This window comes from Methanosphaera sp. BMS (genome assembly GCF_003268005.1).
Classification (GTDB): Archaea; Methanobacteriota; Methanobacteria; order Methanobacteriales; family Methanobacteriaceae; genus Methanosphaera.
Map to the genome: position 1 here is coordinate 1,544,655 of NZ_CP014213.1, position 20,932 is coordinate 1,565,586.

At 35.4% G+C, this 20,932-nt stretch carries 16 protein-coding genes; 5 read left to right on the top strand and 11 right to left on the bottom strand.

What is annotated here, in order from left to right; genetic code table 11:
- Positions 1–59: 59 nt before the first annotated feature.
- Positions 60–5,183, bottom strand: coding sequence for an Ig-like domain repeat protein (locus tag AW729_RS05430; protein WP_112124151.1), 5,124 nt, complete (start codon positions 5,181–5,183; stop codon positions 60–62).
- A 630-nt stretch (positions 5,184–5,813) separates the two neighbouring features.
- Here AW729_RS05430 and AW729_RS05435 point away from each other — a divergent pair.
- Positions 5,814–6,569, top strand: a complete 756-nt coding sequence (locus tag AW729_RS05435; protein WP_112124152.1) for a hypothetical protein — start codon at positions 5,814–5,816, stop codon at positions 6,567–6,569.
- An 88-nt stretch (positions 6,570–6,657) separates the two neighbouring features.
- Here the strand turns inward: AW729_RS05435 and AW729_RS05440 are convergent, their stop codons facing one another.
- Together AW729_RS05440 and AW729_RS05445 are read right to left on the bottom strand one after the other, a co-directional pair.
- A complete protein-coding gene (locus AW729_RS05440; RefSeq protein ID WP_112124153.1) occupies positions 6,658–7,029 on the bottom strand; it encodes a YigZ family protein in 372 nt (123 codons plus the stop codon).
- 9 nt (positions 7,030–7,038) lie between these two features.
- Entirely contained in the window at positions 7,039–7,476 is a 438-nt protein-coding gene (locus tag AW729_RS05445) for an ERF family protein (RefSeq protein WP_112124154.1), read from the bottom strand.
- A gap of 253 nt (positions 7,477–7,729) precedes the next feature.
- Here AW729_RS05445 and AW729_RS05450 point away from each other — a divergent pair, with 253 nt between their 5' ends.
- Complete coding sequence (locus tag AW729_RS05450) at positions 7,730–8,629, top strand: PhoU domain-containing protein (protein ID WP_112124155.1); 900 nt, start codon at positions 7,730–7,732, stop codon at positions 8,627–8,629.
- Between the two features lie 45 nt (positions 8,630–8,674).
- Here AW729_RS05450 and AW729_RS05455 read toward each other — a convergent pair whose 3' ends face one another.
- The 6 genes from AW729_RS05455 to AW729_RS05480 form a co-directional block, all read right to left on the bottom strand.
- Positions 8,675–9,517 carry a fumarate hydratase gene (locus AW729_RS05455; protein ID WP_112124156.1) on the bottom strand — a complete coding sequence of 281 codons (843 nt, stop codon included), beginning with the start codon at positions 9,515–9,517 and terminating at the stop codon, positions 8,675–8,677.
- A 112-nt stretch (positions 9,518–9,629) separates the two neighbouring features.
- The gene (locus tag AW729_RS05460; RefSeq protein WP_112124157.1) at positions 9,630–10,913 is read right to left on the bottom strand and encodes a hypothetical protein; all 1,284 of its coding nucleotides are present in this window, start codon (positions 10,911–10,913) and stop codon (positions 9,630–9,632) included.
- A 357-nt stretch (positions 10,914–11,270) separates the two neighbouring features.
- Complete coding sequence (gene porB / locus AW729_RS05465; protein ID WP_112125242.1) at positions 11,271–12,146, bottom strand: pyruvate synthase subunit PorB; 876 nt, start codon at positions 12,144–12,146, stop codon at positions 11,271–11,273.
- Between the two features lie 9 nt (positions 12,147–12,155).
- Positions 12,156–13,295, bottom strand: a complete 1,140-nt coding sequence (gene porA / locus AW729_RS05470) for a pyruvate synthase subunit PorA (RefSeq protein ID WP_112124158.1) — start codon at positions 13,293–13,295, stop codon at positions 12,156–12,158.
- On the bottom strand, positions 13,296–13,538 hold the full coding sequence (gene porD, locus AW729_RS05475; protein ID WP_112124159.1) for a pyruvate synthase subunit PorD: 243 nt from the start codon (positions 13,536–13,538) through the stop codon (positions 13,296–13,298).
- A gap of 16 nt (positions 13,539–13,554) precedes the next feature.
- Positions 13,555–14,100 (bottom strand): pyruvate ferredoxin oxidoreductase subunit gamma, encoded by a 546-nt coding sequence (locus AW729_RS05480; RefSeq protein ID WP_112124160.1) that lies wholly within the window; start codon positions 14,098–14,100, stop codon positions 13,555–13,557.
- A gap of 239 nt (positions 14,101–14,339) precedes the next feature.
- Between AW729_RS05480 and AW729_RS05485 the strand changes: the two genes are divergently transcribed.
- From AW729_RS05485 to AW729_RS05495, 3 genes are all read left to right on the top strand, one after another.
- On the top strand, positions 14,340–15,926 hold the full coding sequence (locus AW729_RS05485) for a dihydropteroate synthase-like protein (protein WP_112124161.1): 1,587 nt from the start codon (positions 14,340–14,342) through the stop codon (positions 15,924–15,926).
- 170 nt (positions 15,927–16,096) lie between these two features.
- Positions 16,097–17,053, top strand: a complete 957-nt coding sequence (locus AW729_RS05490) for a TIGR00269 family protein (protein WP_112124162.1) — start codon at positions 16,097–16,099, stop codon at positions 17,051–17,053.
- 94 nt (positions 17,054–17,147) lie between these two features.
- A complete protein-coding gene (locus AW729_RS05495; protein WP_112124163.1) occupies positions 17,148–17,348 on the top strand; it encodes a MoaD/ThiS family protein in 201 nt (66 codons plus the stop codon).
- 48 nt (positions 17,349–17,396) lie between these two features.
- Here the strand turns inward: AW729_RS05495 and mfnA are convergent, their stop codons facing one another.
- Positions 17,397–18,563 carry a tyrosine decarboxylase MfnA gene (mfnA, locus tag AW729_RS05500; RefSeq protein WP_112124164.1) on the bottom strand — a complete coding sequence of 389 codons (1,167 nt, stop codon included), beginning with the start codon at positions 18,561–18,563 and terminating at the stop codon, positions 17,397–17,399.
- 15 nt (positions 18,564–18,578) lie between these two features.
- Positions 18,579–20,906 carry a hypothetical protein gene (locus AW729_RS05505; RefSeq protein WP_112124165.1) on the bottom strand — a complete coding sequence of 776 codons (2,328 nt, stop codon included), beginning with the start codon at positions 20,904–20,906 and terminating at the stop codon, positions 18,579–18,581.
- Between the last annotated feature and the right edge of the window lie 26 nt (positions 20,907–20,932).

Genomic DNA, 20,932 nt, shown 5'->3' on the forward strand with positions numbered 1-20,932 from the left:
ATTTAAATATAATGGATTTAACGATAGTGTTATAAAAAAAGGTGAAAAAATAAGGGAGTTTAGTTTGTGATTTTTATCACTTTTGTCGTGTTTCTCTGTGAGTTGTATGCCAGTCTGTCCTGTGTTATGACTTCTATGCTGGTGTAGTTTTTAGATTGAGGTACCGGTATGTTTTTAAGGTTTAACACTCCATCGGTTGTGTAATAGTACTGTACATTGGTACCGTTTTTAAGTGTTACACCATTTACTTTTATAATACACTTGTTAGGTCCTGCTACTATGTTGCCGAGGTAGTCTTTGATTGTTATTTTCATGGATAGTGTGTGTGTCTTGTTGTTTATTGTAGCGTTGGCTAGGTTGATTGTGATATTTGATCTTTCCACCTGGAAGGTTGGTGTTTTTGTCATGATGTTCTGGTAGTTTTTGTTGTAGAGTCCCACTTGTATTGTGTGATTTTTTGGTGTTAGTGTCTGCATATCTGTTAGGCAGGATATTCCTAGTGGTATGGTGTAGTTTACTGTTGCTGTGCCGTTTATTATCTTGACTTTAAGCATTTCCCCATTTGCATCCTTGAGTGTTATACCATTTACTTTGAAGTATACATATTCATCCTGGTATTTGGTTATATTACTTGTTTTTTTACCATTCGTTGTGTCATAGATTTTAGCCGTGATGATGAGTACTTGTCCCTGTTTGATTATCTTCTTGTTTGTTGTTACTTCTATTGTAGCGTTACGTTTGGATATGTTTATACTTGCAGAGCCACTGGTTGATGCATTATATCTCGTTGTACCAACATAGTATGCGGTTATGTTTTTAGCGTTAGTCATATTGATATCTGGTATGATGGTGGCTGTTGCTACTCCGTTTACGACTTTTATTTTGAGTGGGTTATTTGAACCGGTTAGTTTTCCGTTGTCTTTTATTGTTACTCCGTTTACTTTGAATATGAGGTTTCCTTCCTTTACATTGTTGCCGTTTGTATCGGTTATTGTTGCTTTGATGGTGAGTTTTTCTCCTATTACTCCAGTAGCTGGGTTAACAGTGGTTTGTGTTTTTATCTTGTTTTTCACGGTTATTCGGATGGTTTTTGTACTGTTGTTGTATCGGCTGTCTCCAGTGTATGTTGCGGTTATGTTTTGTGTTTCAACTTTTGTCGGTGTATAGTTTTGTGTTACTTGTCCATTATTGTTTGTTTTTGCCGTTACTGTTTTTCCGTTGATATTTAGTGTTACTTGTTGATTTGCTAACTTGTTTCCATCTGCATCTGTAAGTGTTACTGTAACGGTTATTGGTGTGTTGTTTATTGGTGTATTATTGGATACCTTAAGATCTATTTTAGTATTAATTTTCTTAACTGTGATGTTGGTTGTTGCTGTGCTGTTAACGTATTGACTATCCCCTTTATAGATTGCAGTTATTGTTTGTTTTCCTAGTGTTGTTGGGGTGTATGTTTGTGTTGCTATTCCATTGCTATTGGTTTTAAGGTTGAATGTTTTACCTGCAACATTTAATGTAATATTTTGATTTGCAATTGTTTTATTATCAGTATCGGTTAGTGTTGCTGTAATTGTAGTGCTTGTATTGTTTACTGGTGTACTGTTGGATACTTTTACTGATAGTTTGGTGTTAATTTTCTTAACGGTTATGCCGGTTGTTGCAGTGCTATTTACGTATTGGCTATTTCCATTATAAGTTGCAGTTATTGTCTGTTTTCCTAGCGTTGTTGGCGTGTATGATTGGGTTGCTATACCATTATTGTTAGTTTTAATGTTGAATGTTTTATCACTTACGTTTAGTGTAATGTTTTGGTTTGCTAGTTTGTTACCATCCGTATCTGTTAGTGTTACGGTTATGTTTATTGGCGTGTTGTTTACTGGTGTGGTGTTGGATACTTTTAGATTTATTTTTGTGTTTATCTTTTTGACTGTGATGTTGGTTGTTGCAGTACTGTTAACATATTGACTATTTCCATTATAGATTGCAGTTATTGTTTGTTTTTCCACTTTGGTTGGTGTGTATGTTTGGGTTGCTACACCATTGCTATTGGTTTTTATGTTGAATGTTTTATCTGCAATATTTAATGTGATGTTCTGGTTTGTTAGTTTGTTACCAGTTGTATCTGTTAGTGTTACGGTTATGGTGATTGGTGTGTTGTTTACTGGTGTGTTGTTGGATACTGTTAGTGTTAGTTTTGTGTTTGTCTTGGTTGCCGTGACTTTTGCCGTGCTGTTGGTTGACTGAGTGTATACATCAGTTCCAGGATATATTACAGTTATTGGATATTCTCCCATCTGGTCTAGTGTGAATGTTGTGTTGAATTGTCCTAGATTATTTGTGGTGGCTGGTTGTGTTGTGCCATTGACTGTTATGTTTACTGTTTCTATCGGTAATGGTTGATTATCTTTGTCTAGTAGTGTTCCGGTTATTGTAAAGTTTTGTCCTACTTTAGTATCAGTGTCATCGACTATGAGTTTTGTTTCTATTTTTGGTGCTGTGACAAGTAGTGTTGTCGTGTTTGTATTATAGTTATTGTTTCCCGGATATGTTGCGTTAATTAGTGTTTCATTGCTTTTTATCGTGTGTTCTATACTGGTTGTTCCGGTTATGTCTGTTGTCTTGTTGGCTGTATAATCTTTTATTGTGATTGTAATATTTTCATCAATTATTGGCCTGTCTAGCTGATCTTTTAATGTGAATGTAATGTTTATAACATCACCTATTGCAGGATATGCGTTATCTGTGGATATGTTGATTGTTATATTGAGTTTATCATAGAACTTATTACCTTCTATTGTAACGGTTTTAGTTGAGTTTGTGTATATTGTTCCATTATAAGTTGAAGTTTCATCTCCTTCATTGTTTTTTATTGTTGCTGTTCCATCATTTATTATGGCAGTTCCAGTCATTTGTGAAGGATTAGCTATGAAATAATTGGATTCTATAACAACATCACCACTGCCAGTGTTGTATATTGCTCCTCCCTGTGTTGCATTGTTGTATTCAAGCATTGAATTGTTAATATTTAAACCATCAAGGTTGTATATTGCACCTCCACGTCCATATTGTTGTCCTGTTGCTGTGTTGTTGTTGAGGTTGGATTGTGTTATGGTAAGATTACCCCTAATGTTGTATATTGCACCTCCACGTCCATTTTCTTGTCCTGTTGCCGTGTTGTGGGTGAGGTTGGATTGTGTTATGTTAATAGTACCACCATCGTTGCCTATTACACCTCCATATCCATCTCCATATTTTCCTTGTCCTGTTGCCTTGTTTTGTGTGAGGTTGGATTGTGTTATGTTAATGGTACCACCGGTGTTGTGTATTGCACCTCCAATTCCATATCCATTTTGTCCTTGTCCTGTTGCGTTGTTTTGTGTGAGGTTGGAGTCGGTTATGGTAAGATTACCTGAGTTGTGTATTGCACCTCCATATCCATTGTTTTGTCCTGTTGCGTTGTTTTGTGTGAGGTTGGATTGTGTTATGGTAAGTGTACCACGGTCGTTGTATATTGCACCTCCACGTCCATTAGATCTTTGTCCTGTTGCGTTGTTTTGTGTGAGGTTGGATTGTGTTATGTTAAGAGTACCAGCGTTGTATATTGCACCTCCATATCCATAGTATTGTCCTGTTGCTGTGTTGTTTTTGAGTGTGCTGTTATTGATGGTTAAGTTTCCACTGTTGTATATTGCACCTCCATATCCATTGTTTTGTCCTGTTGCCTTGTTTTGTGTGAGGTTGGATTGTGTTATGTTAAGAGTACCAGCGTTGTTGTGTATTGCACCTCCATATCCATATCCATATTGTCCTTGTCCTGTTGCCTTGTTTTGTGTGAGGTTGGATTGTGTTATGTTAAGAGTACCACCATTGTTGTATATTGCACCTCCATATCCATCTTCTTGTCCTGTTGCCTTGTTGTGTGTGAGGTTGGAATCAAATATTGTTAAATTACTACCTGTACCATTGTTAACTATTGCTCCCCCATAATCATTTGCATTGTTATATGTTAGATTAGTGTTGTTAAGGGTTATGTTACTGTTATGGTTGTATATTGCTCCTCCATGTGTTGCGTTGTTGTATTCAAGTATTGAATTGTCAATGTTAATAGTACCACCATAGTCGTTGGATATTGCACCTCCATATCCATCTTCTTGTCCTGTTGCTCTGTTGTATGTGAGGTTGGATTGTGTTATGTTAAGAGTACCATCGTTGTATATTGCTCCTCCATATCCATTTGTTTGTCCTGTTACGGTGTTGTTGTTGAGGTTGGATTCGGTTATGGTAAGATTACCCCCATAGTAGTTGTATATTGCACCTCCCCATCCATCATATGTTTGTCCTGTTGCCTTGTTGTGTGTGAGGTTGGAGCCTGTTATGTTAAGATTACCAGAGTTGGATATTGCACCTCCATATCCATAGTATTGTCCTGTTGCTGTGTTATTGTTGAGGTTGGATTGTGTTATGGTAAGAGTACCCATGTTGAATATTGCACCTCCTTCTGTATATCCTGTTGCTTGGTTGTTTTCTAGTGTGGAGTCTGTGATAGTTAATTTTCCATAATTGTGTATTGCTCCTCCTCCGTTACCTGATGTCGATTCTGTAGTTGTTACTGTATTGTTTATGAGTGTGCTGTTGTTTATTATTAAATTTCCACCATTTAATATTGCACCCCACCATCCATCATTTTTAGAGTTTTTTATTGTGATGTTTTTTAGAATCACGGAAGACCCCCGCTCAATCTCGAATACATGGTTTTGGTTTCCGTCTATGCTTTGTCCTTTACCGTCAATTGTAATTGTTATTGGTTGATTAAATGTAATTGTACCTTCGGCTGTATATGTTCCTTCATCTAATGTTATGTTTGTATCTTGTGTTGCATCAGTTATTATGCTGTTAAGTTCTATCCATGAGCTTACTGTTGTATCTTTTTTTAGGTTATTTGTGTTTTTTTGTATGTTTTTTGTGGTTTTTGTCTGATTTGTATTCGTTTTTTGTTTTATATTTTCTACTGTATTTGTATCACTTGGTGATACTGTTGATTTTTCTTGTACTGCTTTTTCAAGTATTAGGGGTGTATCGCTAGTGGGTGTGTCTGCTTCGGTGGATACTTCATTTGCCGTTGCAACTCCCACTAAGAGTACTAATACTATGACAAATAACAGTACTTCTTTTATTTTTTTCATATTGAACTATCCTCCATTAGTTATAGTTTATTATGATACTCTATATGTGAAGTGGTGGTATTTAATATTTTTTAGAGTTTTTTATAAAAAAAGAAGTTAAATTAAATAGTAATATACTTATTAAAGAGTTTATATTTTGAAATTACTGATTTTTCTTAGGGCTGTTATGATTGTATCCGATGTATCTTTTTCTATGATTATTTAATGTAGGTACATGATTAATCATGATAATTAAGGGGTGAATATTATCTTTTTTTCAATACACTTTTTGTTGGCGTATAATTATTTGTGTTTTTGTTCATTTTGTAAGTCCAATCAGTACATTTTATATTTTTCATTATTTTTCTTGTTTTGGTAATCTTTTGTTTAGTTTATGTTATTTTTTGTATGTGTCTGTTTATTTTGTTCTTCTTCTTTTCTTGTGTTTTGTCGCATATTATATTAATATGCGAAATAGGATATTTTGAGATAGATTTTTATTACAAATAATAATTAGCAAGTTTCAATCAGAGTAGTGTGATTATTATTAATTTATTAAATGATAGAAAATTCGATAAAATATATAAACTATAAATTATATATATTGAATTTCAAAGTGAAAAAAATATATTTGATAGGCGTGGATAATTTATGTCAAAGACAAAAATGACTGATATTATAATAGTTGCCCTTATATCTGGAGTTGTAGCTGTTTTAACTTCATTTATGGGTATTAGTGGTACAATTATAGGGGCTGTTGTCACATCATTTGTAGCGGAGTTTCTGAAGAAATTCTTTAAGGATCCGTTGATGACTGAGATTGAACAGGAGAAGACACAGTTACCTAAGAAGACTCCAAGAGATAAATTCAGGAAGGTCAATAATTACGAGTATCATAAAAGATATCAGCAAAAAGTGGATGATGATTCATCATATATTACCACTAAGATTTTGTTCTTGTTCCCATTGGTTGTAATATTAATAATTGAATTGATTCATTTTCTTGGGGCAGCAGGAGTCATTCCATATGACATCTTCATGAACCTTGAAAGTATTACTAATTGGACATTATTTAGAACAATTGGATATGCGTTGATTATCATGGGTTTATATCCATTGTTCAGTGGTAAAATAAAAAGTACCCATGGAATCCTATTGATTATCATAGGAGTTATTGAGTTGATAATTGGCTATGCTGATGTTAATGTTCATGCATCAATGATATATTCATTGTTTGAATCAGTTAAGGAATATGTTAACATTGCAATTATTGCCTGTATTTTATACACTATCCTCAGGGTACCTGATGAAGTTGATAAGAATACGAAAAGTAACCCTAAAAAAGTTAACACCCATAGATTTAATAATTATCATGAGGGTAATGATGATGAAGATATGATTTATTAGTTATCTTCCAAATCACATCACTCTTTTTTTAATAAAACAAATAATTAGATTTAGTATATGTTTTTACATGAAGTATTTTCGGCCTTTTTTATATAGTTTCAAGATATGCTTTTATGACACCTCTTCCGGCATTTCTAAAAGCGCGTGAGACTCCTCCCTGTCCTAGTTTTATTCCACCGAATATTCTGGAGACCATAATCATATATCCGTTGAGATTGTATTCATGCAATAATTCCATGAGTACTCGTCCTGGAGAGCCTACCTCCCCATCATTTCTTTGATCTTCATTATCATCCAACAATACCGCATAGCAGTGATGTGCCGCCTTTTTATACTTCTTGTTATGTATTTTTCTGATTTGTTCTACGTCACTGTCCATATTATCTATCTTGTATAGGTGTGCATAGAATTTGGATTTGCGTTCAACCATTTTACCTGCTAGTACCTCTTCTACTGCCATAATAATCACCTAACTTATTGGATGTTTTAGTTTTGGTTTGCTTGCGTCAACCACGTCGTTTTCCGTAATGTCCAAAAATTGCATATACAGATATCTTCTGATGTATGTCTGTATTTTTCCCAAGTTCTGCAATTGATTGTTTATGTTTCCCTCATTTTTATAATCCTTTCCTGGCATGCAGAATTCCGTTTCCTCCCTGTTTTCAAGATCATAGACTTTTAATTTATACTGGTTGTTTTCGTATGTGAATAGTGTTGCTATTTTCAGTTCTATGCATATTTCGATTGCATCAGGGATTATGTCTTTGAGTTCATAGTATGCGAAGTTTTGGAAGTGATTATATCCTGATTTTGTTATTCCTTTGTCTTTAAACATTTTTCTTGCCTGCATTATCTTTGATAAAAGATGTACAGGCATGTCGTCTTTATATATGTTCTCCGTAAACATGATTTGTTCCTTTGTAATTATTTTAGTGAAATATTTTTTTGTGTATTTATTTTTTTCTTCGTTCTATAGAATGATATATCAAAACCATCATATAAAAAAATTAGGGTAAAAGATTATTCCCGGTATCGTTATATTATATGTATTATTGATTATGTATAGTTGGATGTGATGGCTTTGTAATCAATAACTTTTTTAATCACCTTCTTAAAAAATATCATACAAGTAAAAAAAATATTTTTATGTGAGTTATACTATGCCAAAGAATATTAAAAATAATACATTGAAGGAAATATTGGACATTATCCTATATGAAGCCCCCTCAACACAGGATGAAATTGCTGACAAGTTGAATATCAGCAGGAGATATGTGACAAAGCTTCTTAAACCACTTATCGATAATGAGGTAATTAAAAAGGCTTATGTTGTTGACTTGAAGAAATTCAATGAAGTATCCGAGATGTATGAGACCAATCACTCCGTTCCTGAGTATTCGGGGGAATTCTTCATCAAGCAGATGCTTAAGGAGATGGGCGAACAGATTACAAAACAGTTTGCATGGTCATTTGAAGCTTTGAAGACAAATGATGTTGATCTGGCCCAGAAAGCGTTGGACGAGGATTTGAATACCAACCATATGTATAATAAGATCAAGTCATCCACGGATACTGTCATATCACTTGATCCCTACTTTGAATTCAATAATACGTTGATGTTCAATGAGATAGCCTATGATATGGAACGTATAGGTGACCATATCTGTCATATTCCAAAGTTTGTTATCGAGGAAAATAAGGATGTTAAGGAACCTGTCATTGATGTCTTGGAGGAAATGTATGAGATGAGCAATACCATGTTTCAAAAGGCTGTTAAGAGTTCCTTGAAGTTTGATGCCAACATCAAGGAGAAGATGGACAGGTATGAACGTGAGCTTACCAATCTTCAAAAACTTGCTACTAAGAAGATATCAAGTCAAATGGCCAAGGATGAGATTGATAAGAAAAATTCAACATATTATCTTGTATTGTTCAGGGTAGTTAAGTCATTTGAAAGGATTGGTGATATTTCCATTGAGATTACCGAGGCTACTACCCAGTTTTATATCGAAAACCAGTCCAACCTCAATAAGGGTTATAATTATTTGGATAAAAATTAGTATTAAAAAAAAATTGAATGAATGGATGAAGTTACCCCGGAGTAACTATTCATCCCTAAGGATTTCGGTAGCATGTCTTGCAGCCCAGCATTGTACACATATTCCTACAGGTAATCCTGCGGTGTGTGTATCTGCAAGTTCTACTTTTACGTCAAGTGTTGTTGTTTTACCTCCAAGTCCCATTGGTCCGATACCTGTGGAGTTGGCTATTTCAAGCAATTCCTTTTCTAGTTTTTCAAGTCTTGGATCTTCATTGTATGTTCCTACTGGCCTGAGCAATGCTTTTTTTGCCAGTTTCATCACCATATCTGATGAACCGCCGATTCCTACTCCTATGAGTGTTGGTGGACATGGTTTTCCACCTGCGGACAATACGCTTTCTGTGAAGAACTCCTTTATTCCATCTATTCCTTCACCAGGCAGTAGCATTTTCATTTTATTATTGTTTTCGGAGCCGAATCCCTTTGGAAATACTGTTATTTCCAGTTCTGGTTTATCGGATAATTCAACGTTTATTTGTGGTATGCCTTTTCCTATATTGTTTCCTGTATTGACCCTTGTTAATGGGTCAACTACGTTTGTTCTTAATGGCGTTTCTTCTGTGGCCTTTTTTACCCCTTCGATTATTGCTTCTTCAAGGTTTTCTACTTCTACCTTTCCAAGCTTTACAAATATTATTGGCAGACCCGTGTCCTGACACATTGGAATTGATTTTTCTTCTGCTAGAGATATATTCTTTAAGATGGATTGAAGATTTAACTTGGCTATATCATTTTCCTCTATTTCTTCTGCTTTTTTCAAGGCACTTTTAACATCATCCGGTAATTTAATTGCAGCCTGTTTGTATAATCTGCAAACTGTGTCGGTTATTAATCTTTGAGTAATCATTTTAATAAAATCCTTATAATCGTATCTAATATGAGATATGTTAAAACTAATATTAAAAATTATAGAAAAAAAGTTTACGTGAAATGCTTCAACAAAAAATATTAAAGGAGAATTATTGATTATCCAATCTTTCATTCAGTTGTCGGATTTTCTCATCCTTCTTTTTAAGAAGTTCATTCAATTGCTTTTCTTTACTAAGAGAATCCTCTTTTAACCTGTCCAGTTGAGTGGTCAAGTCATCTATTTCAGCGTCTTTACGCTTGAATTCCTCCTTGAATGACGTTACCATATCGTTAAGATATGAAATCAGCTTGTTTTTATCCTGAATCTTCTTATCCATAAGGACAGATGGTATTTCTTCATCCGTAGCACAAGTCATTTCCTGGCCGTTATCCTGAAGCATTGATTCAAGGGAGGATATTTCAAAGGATTTGTCAACGTTTTCCCTGTTCAACTGGTTGATTTTTCTTCTGTATTCATCACATACCTGAACCAACCTACTAGGATCTTGCTGGTACATTTTTGGGTTTACTTGTGGATTGTTGATATAAAATTCATTCAATCGGACATATCTTATCATGGACAGTACCACATCCTTTGGTAGAGCAGAGTGACCCATATTCTTACCGAATATTATGAGCTTCATGGAGTTGCCCTTAATGTCATATTTGAAATTGTTGAGTCTCTTAAAGAATGGGAGATACTGTCTTGTAAAGTCATATTCGGCACTGCAATCCATCATGACATATGCGTTAGGTATATACTCTTTTTGTTGGATTAACTTCATGACGCTTACCCGGTTACCGTACTTTTCTACAAATTCCTTGTCATCCATGTCAAAGCTTGCATTCTTTAGAGGTCTCCAGAATGATCCCCATGAGGTAATGTCAAATTGGGGAACCTCGGCAAGACAGACAGAGTCTTTAACCATGATAGATAGCATGAGTGATGTGAATCCACCGGCGGAACTACCATAGAAGAGTATGTCATTGTTTCGTACTCCCATTACTTCTGCTATCTTGGCAGTTATAATGGAAATCTTTTCTAAGTACCATGTTTCTGGCGTACCTAAACCCCATGGCCCATAGATGTCATCTGCCAGGTATAATGTCGGGTCATGATAGTATAACGTGGAATCATCAAATGTCCAGCTCCACCTGTTAAACCATGGGCCGGTTCTATCATAACCCTTTTCTTTGTTGAATGCACCTGAGCCCAGGACGGTCAGTTTATCACTTTCATCCAAATCCCGTAGTAGAAATTCATAATCAAAATTTTCATATTCAACTATTAAATAAATCAGTTCATTTTTTGGATATTCCAGTTTATCCAAGTCTTCATACTTAATTTTAATTCCAATGTCCGTTATTCCCTTTAAGACTATTTTTTCATCCATGAGCTAACACCTAGTTAAATGAGTTTATATCAAAAGACTCCGTGATTTATTAAGTATATATACTTAACTAACTATGAATAATTATTCATTTTGAGATTAATATACTTTTTTATCAATATTTTTTTGAAAAAAAGGGATTGTATAAATCATAACAGGACAATTGCTGATAAAACTTGTCCGCCTGAAAACTAAAAATTACAATGAAAAAACCAATACCTTAGAATAAAAATGATTATTACATCCATAATTGAAATGAAAACGTGAAAATAGAGGTGTAGAGATTAAAAGCATTTAAATTAATTCAAATAATGGAAAAAAAATAGTTGAGAGGAATAAAATAATTATAGTCCACTATTTTTATTCAGACAGCTGTTCAAGTTGTGCATACTTTGTATCAGCATGTTCTTGGATAACTTTGATCTGTTCTTCTTTTAAGTGTTTGAAACGTTTTTGTGCACTAAGATATTCCTCTACAGGTACTGGGTTGGTTACTTTCTTGGTTACTCTTATTACACCATTTTCAATCTCATATAATACCCAAGCTTTTGAGTTAACAGCTAGTTTACCCAGTTTGATTGTTTTTGATGGATCATATCCCCAACCGGTTGCACATGGCTGTAATACGTGGATGTATGCAGGACCCTTAATTTGGGATGCCTTTTTGACTTTGTCCATCAAGTCTTTTGGTTCGGATACACATGCTGTTGCCACGTATGGTATTCCATGACCGGCCATGATTGAAGCCATGTCCTTTTTGAACTTGTCTTCACCGAAGCTTTTCTTACCTGCAGGTGATGTTGTTGTACTTGCACCGTATGGTGTTGAACTACTTCTTTGAATACCTGTGTTCATGTATGCTTCGTTATCATAACACATGTATATGATGTTTTGTCCTCTTTCCATAGCCCCTGATAATGATTGAAGACCGATATCTGTTGTTCCTCCGTCACCACCGATTACTATTATGTTTACATCATCCAATCCTTTTGCTTTAAGTGCTTCTTCCACACCACTAGCTACTGCTGAAGCATTTTCGAATGCCACGTGTATCCATGGTATTTCCCATGATGTTTCTGGATATGGTGAAGTAACTACTTCAAGACATCCTGTTGCAGATACTGCCACAGTGTTTGGACCTAATGCTTTTAGTGCTAATCTTACTGCAATGGTTGCACCACAACCTGCACATGCACGGTGTCCTGGTGCTAAATATTCTTTTGGATCAATATCTATCATATTATCTTACTCCTTTAATCCAATCCATTCTACATCGTTTTGTGGATTTTTGGTTTTTTCGATGATTTCATCTATTTCTTTAGGTGTTATGTCACGTCCACCTAATCCTACGATGTAATTGTATGTATCATTATTTACTGTTGATTTTGTATCTAAGTATAATGCCCCACCTGAACTGAATGACACGTCTTTGTCTATTACTGCTAATTTGGCGTCTCCAACAGCTTCCTTAAGAGCATCTTTTGGGAATGGTCTGTATACTCTTACTCTGATTAAACCGACTTTTTCACCATTTTCACGGCGTTCGTCGACTACATCCTTTATGGTGTCACATAATGAACCCATTGCTATGAGTATAATTTCAGCATCTTCTGATTTGTATTCTTCTATTAAACCGTATGTTCTGCCGAATTTTTCTCCGTATTCTTTTCCCACTTCTTCGATTACTGATAATGAATTTTGTAGTGCCTTTTCGATATCATATCTTATTTCCATGTAATGAGCTGGATCTGCGAGTGTTCCTAAACTCATTGGATCTTTAGGATCTAGGTAGGAATGTTCAGGTACGTATGGTGGTAGGAATTCATCCACATCTTCCTGTGTGATTAATTCTACAGGGTCTACTGTGTGTGTTAGGATAAATCCGTCTACACATACCATTACAGGCAGTAGTACATCCTTGTTTTCGGCAATTTTGAATGCCTGTATTGTTGTATCGAATGCTTCCTGTCCGGTTTCTGCATAGATTTGTATCCATCCGGCGTCACGTTCAGCTAATGAATCCTGTTGATCGTTCCATATGTTGATTGGTGATGACAATGCACGGTTTACATCTGCCATTACTATAGGAACTCTCATACCTGCTGCCGCGAAGACTGGTTCGTGCATGTATGCCAGTCCCTGACTTGAAGTTGCTGTAAATACTCTTACACCAGCACCTGATGCACCTATAGCTGCACTCATTGCACTGTGTTCTGATTCTACTTTAATGTAATGAGCATCCAATTCACCATCTGCAACGTAGTCCGCTAGTTTTTCGGATATTTTTGTCTGTGGCGTAATTGGGTATACAGGAATTACATCTGGTCTTGCACGTTTTACAGCTTCGGATATTGCTTCTGCTGATGAAATAACTTTAACAACCATTTATTCTCTCTCCATTGATATTGCTTTTACCGGGCATTCTTCTGCACAAATTCCGCATCCTTTACAGTAATCATAGTCTATTTCAACGTCTAAATTGATACATCCTTCAGGACAGAAATAGTAACAGATACCACATTCTATACACTTTTCTCTGTCATGTACTGGCTTGAATGTTCTCCAGCTTCCAGTTTTATTTTTTCTTGAACTTCCAGGTTCTCTTACAACTGCACCTATTGAATCCATATTCTCACCTATTATCTTATTCTTGGTCAACACATGAGTTGTAAACATACTCTGTAGCTTCTTTGTTTGTTTTTGCAATCTTTTCAGGGAATGTCTGATCGATGATTTTAAGTAATGAATCGATTGATACTACTCCTGTTTTTGCAGATAAGAATCCTAACATTATAGTATTTACTATGTTTCTTCCAATAGTGTCTAATGCTATTTTTGTTGCATCCACTTCATGTGTTTTAATATTTTGTTCTTCTAATGATGGTATTGATGTTCTTTCAGTATTTATTAATACTGCACCATCATCTTTTAATCCTGAAGTTAAGTTAACTACATTTGCTAATGTTTCATCTAAAACTACAACATATTTTGGTTCGTATATCTGATATCTTCTTCTGATTGGCTGATCAGATATTCTTGTAAATGCTGTAACTGGTGCTCCCCTTCTTTCCACACCAAATGATGGAAATGCTTGAGTGTATTTTCCTTCCTCAAACACCGCTTTAGCCAATATCTCTGCTGCGGTTACAGCACCTTGGCCTCCACGTCCATGAAATCTAATTTCAATCATAGAATATTATTCCTCCAAACTTCTTATTAATATTTTAATGTGAATAAAAATAGTTTAAATTATAGATAATAACATTATAAAATTTAGAATTATCTAGACTATATTTATCATGTTAAATCGTTATGTTTGTTATTATATTTATATTTGTGGTTTTGAAAAATCAAAAATTAAAAAAGCTTTTATTTTATTTCAAATATATTAACATATATTCAGAGAGTAAGTAGAAGACGAGTGATACGATGAAAATATTAATTGTTACGGGGACTATCGCCAAAGACAACATCATAAAACATGTTTTTGATTACAAAAAACATGAATTGTACATTAAAATACTGCCCATCCCAATTGCAGCATTCATAACACCAAAACTAGTTCTATACCACCTTAAAAAGGAGAAAGTGTTTGAGTCAATCAATTCTGATAAGGACTGCGGATTAAGTGACATTGATTTGATTATTACACCAGGTTTGATGAAACAGGATGCAATTGCTATTAAGGATGAAATCAATATACCTTGCGTTAAGGGTTCGACCAATTCGGCAGATATAAGATTGACATTGGACATCTTAGGCGATATGGACTTGTCAACCACAACCCCCGCCGACATATTAATACGGGAAAAACAATATGAAGAAAGCATGAACATCATAAACAAATTCAACAAGTTATCTGATGAAAATAAGGGATTGCTGGATAAAAAGTCCAATATTATGATTGGAAACTGTCCTACAGGGCAGGATTTTCCAATGAGAGTTCTCGGAGAAATTGCCAATGCTACCAGTTTTACAGAAGATGAACTGTTAAAAAAAGTGGACTACTACATCAAGTCAGGGGCGGATATGATTGACGTTGGAATGACTGCTGGAGAAAATAATCATAAAAAAGCTTATGAGATGATAAAGACAATCAAGGACAACCATGACATACCAGTCAGTATAGATTCAATGAATCCCGATGAAATTATAAGTGGATTGAATGCCGGTGCGGACATGGTATTGAGCCTTGATCATGGAAACTACAAAAAGGTTATCGCTACCATAGCAGACTATGAAGCAAGGGCAGTCATCATACCGACGGATTATTCGAAAAATCACATACCCTCAAGTCCCGAGGATAAGGTCAAATCCCTTGAATTATTGGATAAAAAATGTGAAAGCATTACCACGATAGCGGATTTATTGCTTGACCCGATTAACAGTCCATCACTAGTAAAATCCCTTGATGCGTACTCTCTATATAGAAGACAAAATCCATTAAAGCCCATGTTTTTTGGAGTGGGTAATGTGTCAGAGCTGCTTGATGCTGATAGTCAGGGCGTTCATGCACTCCTTGCGGCTATAGCAATGGAACTGAAGATGTGCATATTGTTTACACCAGAGGCTAGCCTAAAGACTAAAAATGCAATAAGTGAATTGAAAACTGCATCCCATATGATGTTTATATCAAAATATAAAAATAGTATTCCTAAAAATATTGGAATCAATCTTATTCAACTTAAGGATGCTTACAGAAAGGATGATGCAAAAATCGATACTGACGGTTTGGAAAAGATTGAAGCATATGGAGATGGAAAGTTCATACCCGATAGAAAGGGAAGTTTTAAGATAATTGTTGAGGATGGATATATAAAGGCCATTTATTATGTCAACTATAAGAAGACATCCGTAATTTATGGCCGGTGTGCCCGTGACATCTATGAGGAAATTCTTAGAAGGGATATGATTAGCAGGCTTGAACACGCCGCATATATGGGCATGGAACTGCAGAAGGCCGAGACCGCATTGAAGTTAAACAAACAGTATGTGCAGGATTTTCATGTCTTTTGATGATTATGCTTTAGTTATCGGATGTTGTTAACCATACTTTGTTTTGGTCACATTATGTAAGAAAGGATGTATCCATCCCTACTTAAAAAAAAATATTATGCGTTGCAATAAATTAATTAAGATTGATTAAGAAAAATTATTATAAGAAAAAAAGATAAGGATTGTTAATATTGACAGATAACATTTGTACACAATGTGGGTATGAACATGTTGTGATTAATAGAAAATATAATGGTCAAAAGCTATGTAGCAGTTGTTTTAGGGATTCTATTGAAAAAAAGGTACTTAAAACCATTAAAAAGAACAAGTTAATCACCAAGGGCGATAAGGTTCTTGTAGGATTATCCGGTGGAAAGGACAGTGTTGCACTTTTAAACATTCTTAATATTCTAAAAAAGAAGGGCATCATAGAATTGGAAGCCGTGACCATTGATGAGGGTATTGGCGGTTATCGTGAGGAAGGAGTACGTATTGCCAAGGATGTGGCCGGCAAATTAGACGTCAAGCATCATATTGTTAGTTTTGATGAGAAATATGATTTTACGATTGATAAGATAATGAATGCTCAAAAAGATAAGGGTCATAACCAGAATGCATGTACTTTCTGTGGGGTTTTCAGAAGACAGGTGTTCAATCAGGTTGCAAGGGACATAAATGCAACAAAGCTTGCCACGGGACATAACCTGGATGATGAAACGCAGAGCATTGTGATGAATTATCTTGAGGGAAACATCACCAACATGGTTAGAATTGGTTACAAGACCGAATCACGGGACAAACGCTTTACCCCCAAGATTAAACCATTACGTGAAATTCCTGAAAAGGAGATTGGACTGTACGTATTGGAAAGCGGATTCGAGGTTCACTTTGATGGTTGTCCATATGCCCATGAATCATTTAGAATGGAAATAGGAGACTTTATTAGAGAACTTAATCTGAAACATCCGACCATCATGTATTCGACGCTCAATAACTTTGAAAAGATTAAGCCCGCCATTAAGAAGGAGTATGTCAAGACCCACAGTGTGCCGAACGGTACGTGTGAATTATGCGGCGAACCTGCAAGTAGCAGGATATGTAAATCATGCAAGTTTTTGGATGTGATTCACAATCAACTGCTTGATTAGAATAATTGATTTTGCAATGACAAGGATAAGTATATAACAATGTTATAAATATATTTAATTATACCAAATAACAAAAAAGACAGGAGAATATGATATGACAATAACACTAATCAATAAAAAAGATGTTAAAGAAATAGAATATGAAGAAAATCTAAAGGTAGAGGATATATTAAAAAGAGAAGATATCCCTATTGAAACTGTTGTCGTTAAACTAAACGATCAGACCGTTACCGAGGATGAACCCGTCAACGATAATGACAAGATGGAAATCATAAAGGTCATCTATGGAGGATAACCCCTCCCATTTTTCAAACTTATATTGGAATTTAACATGTCAAATGGGTTAGCTCCCACCAATAATCTCTTCCAAGTCAGACAGGAATTCATCGATGTGTTCACGTTTTACATGAGGCATCAGTACCAATCTGATTGCATATGGCTTAACAGTATTTGATACTCTCCATCCTTTTTTAAATAATTCTTCTTTTAACACGTTTACCTTCATGTCATCCACATTGAATGCTATGACATTCAACTCAGGCTTGACTATGACGTTGACGTTTTTCATTTGCCTGAGCTTATTATATGTATACCCGGTCAGATTAATTGACCCCTCAACGATATCTGCATAGCCATCCATTCCATAGTAGTTTATAAGGGCCCATGTAGCTGCTGTTGTAGCACCGGTACGTGTGCCTACAATGGTTGTCTGTACATTTTTTGTCAGGTATGGTGCATCTATTGCAAGCTTGTCGAGGTATTTTTTTTCACGGAATAATATTCCGCCTGCCGGTACAGGTGCAAGTCCCATTTTATGTGGATCAAGGGTTATGGAAGATACACCTTTACACTTGAAGTCAAAGTTTAATCGAGTCTTATTTCTATAATTTAAGAAGGGTATTATGAATCCACCTAATGCAGCATCGACATGTAGATACACATCATTTGAATGTGCTATTTTTGATATTTCATGGATGTCATCAACCAAGCCGAACTCAGTGGAGCCGGCAATTGCAACGATTGCCATGGTATTATCTGTTATACAATCCTCAAGTGCTGTCGTGTCAATCTTATATTCATCATTCAACGGAACTTCAACAGTCTTTAAGGATAACATCGAACATGCCTTCTTAAATGAAAAATGAGCCGTTCTAGGAAGTATTACCTCGGGAGTATCCTCATTATCCTCCTGGAAAATATACTTTGCAGCACACATCGCCATTATATTAGCCTCGGTACCTCCTGTAACGATATGACCACAAGCTTCACTTGAGTGAAGAAGCCTTGATAATGATGAGATTACTTCATCTTCCATCATGCTTGTACCCTTAAACAGCCCCCCATCACCAAGATTAGTTTCAGTAAACATCCTAAATGCCTCCAATGCAATAGGATCCGGCTTGGTACACATAGAACCCAATATTCTCCCAGAGTCATAGGTCATATCCATTTGATGAAAGGATTCCAGTTTTTCAAATATATACTTCTGATCATGCGTCTTCTTAAACATTACAAAATACCCCCTTTAATTTATGTCAAACTCCTTCGTGATAACTCGTGCCTTTGTGGACTCAGATTCCTCCAGACGTAACTTCAATATGTGACTTCCCACATTCAAATATTCAACGCTCAAACTGCATATGCATCTTCCCTGCATCAATTCCCTTTCACATAAGAGTTCATCGTCAATATAAAACTTTAATGTCGAATCAACGGGAAGATTCCTGATATCCCTACAGCTTACCTCAACAGTCAGTTTATTATCCTCCTGTTCAAATTGATTAACATTGATCTTGACGGGAATCAAGACATGTGAGTTGTCGTTGATGATGAATGTCAGTGCCGTATCCAAAAATCTTTCTGCCTTGACTTCGATTACGACATCAAAACTTGCATAATCAATCAGATTCTTGTTGAAATACCAGAAGTCATGATAGAAGAATACTTCCCGGAAGTATGCAATGAAAGCCTCAAATAGTGGATGGGCTGACTTGTCACATATAATCAATGCCCTTCTATTGCTGATGCTGTCAGGATTGTGAACATAATCTGATGCCACATTGTTAAATTGTAGAAATTCCTCGTCAATATCCATGTGGGTTAGCTTGTCCTTGGCAATTAAGGATAATTCATCTATATTGATTTTTGAATATTTTTCATAAACATCATCCTTCGGATAGGACCATGCCTCATCGGTAAATAAATCGCCCTGGTGTGTCACTTTATTTGTCGTGAATTTTTCAAGAATTTCGCCTTTAATTTCCGAAAATGACTTTTCTTTGAATGTCTTGAATAATATGTAACTTACGGCCTTAACTGCCGCTTGTGAGGTGAGTTTTGTATCGTTTACCAAAAAGTCATCATTGCCTATTACATCAGATAAATCATAGTAATAATTTTTAAGGCTATCCCAGTTACGTTTAGCATCCGTTGTCTCAAAGGGAAGATATTCTCTTAATACTACACTTTTATCAGGTATGATAAACTGTGTAAATTTGATATTCTTCTTTGCAAGATATTTCCTTTTTGATTCAAGGCTTTGTTTGAATTGTCTTAAATCCAATGATGAATCATATTCCAAGTCATAATGCTGTAAGAGTTCATTGGTGTTGTCATTTACCAAAAAGAATGTGTTGTCCAATCCCTTGATGGAGGATTTCAGATTAGCAAAATACTTCCTGATGTCCTCGGATACTAGTATGCTTCTTGTAAACTTGAATGTGTTTGTTGTATCTGTGGCGTTTACTATTACCTTGAGGTCGTATCTGTTAGTTGGATAACAGGATAGGTCATAACACTTATCGAATATGGAATTGGTTGTATCATCACTGACAAATGGTTCGTCATTTATGTATATGTCCACTTTCGTATCGATTGGCCGGTTATAGTAGTCCATGATGTCAAACTTAACTTTTAACTTCTTGTCATGTGACTCGATTGTCTCCAAATTAAGTATTACATCCTGTTTTATTTTAAAGTCTGTTTCAGCTGTCGGATAATGTGGATTTTCAATAAACCTTTCAGTTCTTATTTCAATTACATCATCAGGGTTGAACCATTCCACCAGTTGTTTATTGAAGTACCAGTGGTCCCAGTAGAAAAATACTTCCCTGTAATAAGCTATGAAGGACTTTGTCAGTGAGTTTGTAGAGGAATCCCTTAATATCAAAGCTTTTTTATTGCTTATGCTGTTTGGGTTTATGTAATACTCGGATTTTCTTTTTGATACCCTTCGATACTCTTCTGGTATGTCCTCAAGTTCCACTTGTTTGTATTCATCATTTAATTCCAAAGTCTCCAGTTGCATGTGTGCATAATTTTTGAATCTTTCATCCTGAGGATATGACCAGTTGAATACGAAAAACAAATCTCCCTTATGATCTACAATTTCAACATGAGTTTTATCTGTTATCTGTTGAGCATATTCTTCGGCTTCGGTGCCGTGTAAGACCGACAATATGTGGGGAGTGAGCTTAAGTGAAGACATTACAGAGATGTGCGTATCGTTTCTAAGCACGTCATCAATTGTGATAACACTGCTTAAGTCATGAAGCAATCCTCCCAATTGATCCGTGATTCTTTTTGGTTCGGGAGTTTCGAAGGGCAGATATTGGCGTGCAGTTATGCTCTTATCAGGTATGACAAAGAATTCATAGTTGATGTTTTTAGAATAAAAGTAGTCTTTCTTGGAAGCAATGCTTTTTGCAAATCTTTGAATGTCGATAGAACTTTGATAATTATAGTCATAGTGTTGTCTTATTTCATTATTTGTATCGTTGACTAGGAAGTAATAATTATCCTTTCCCTCTATGGTCTTTTTCAGGCCCCTAAAATATTGATTAAAATCTATCATAAATAATAAAACCCATATCATTTCTT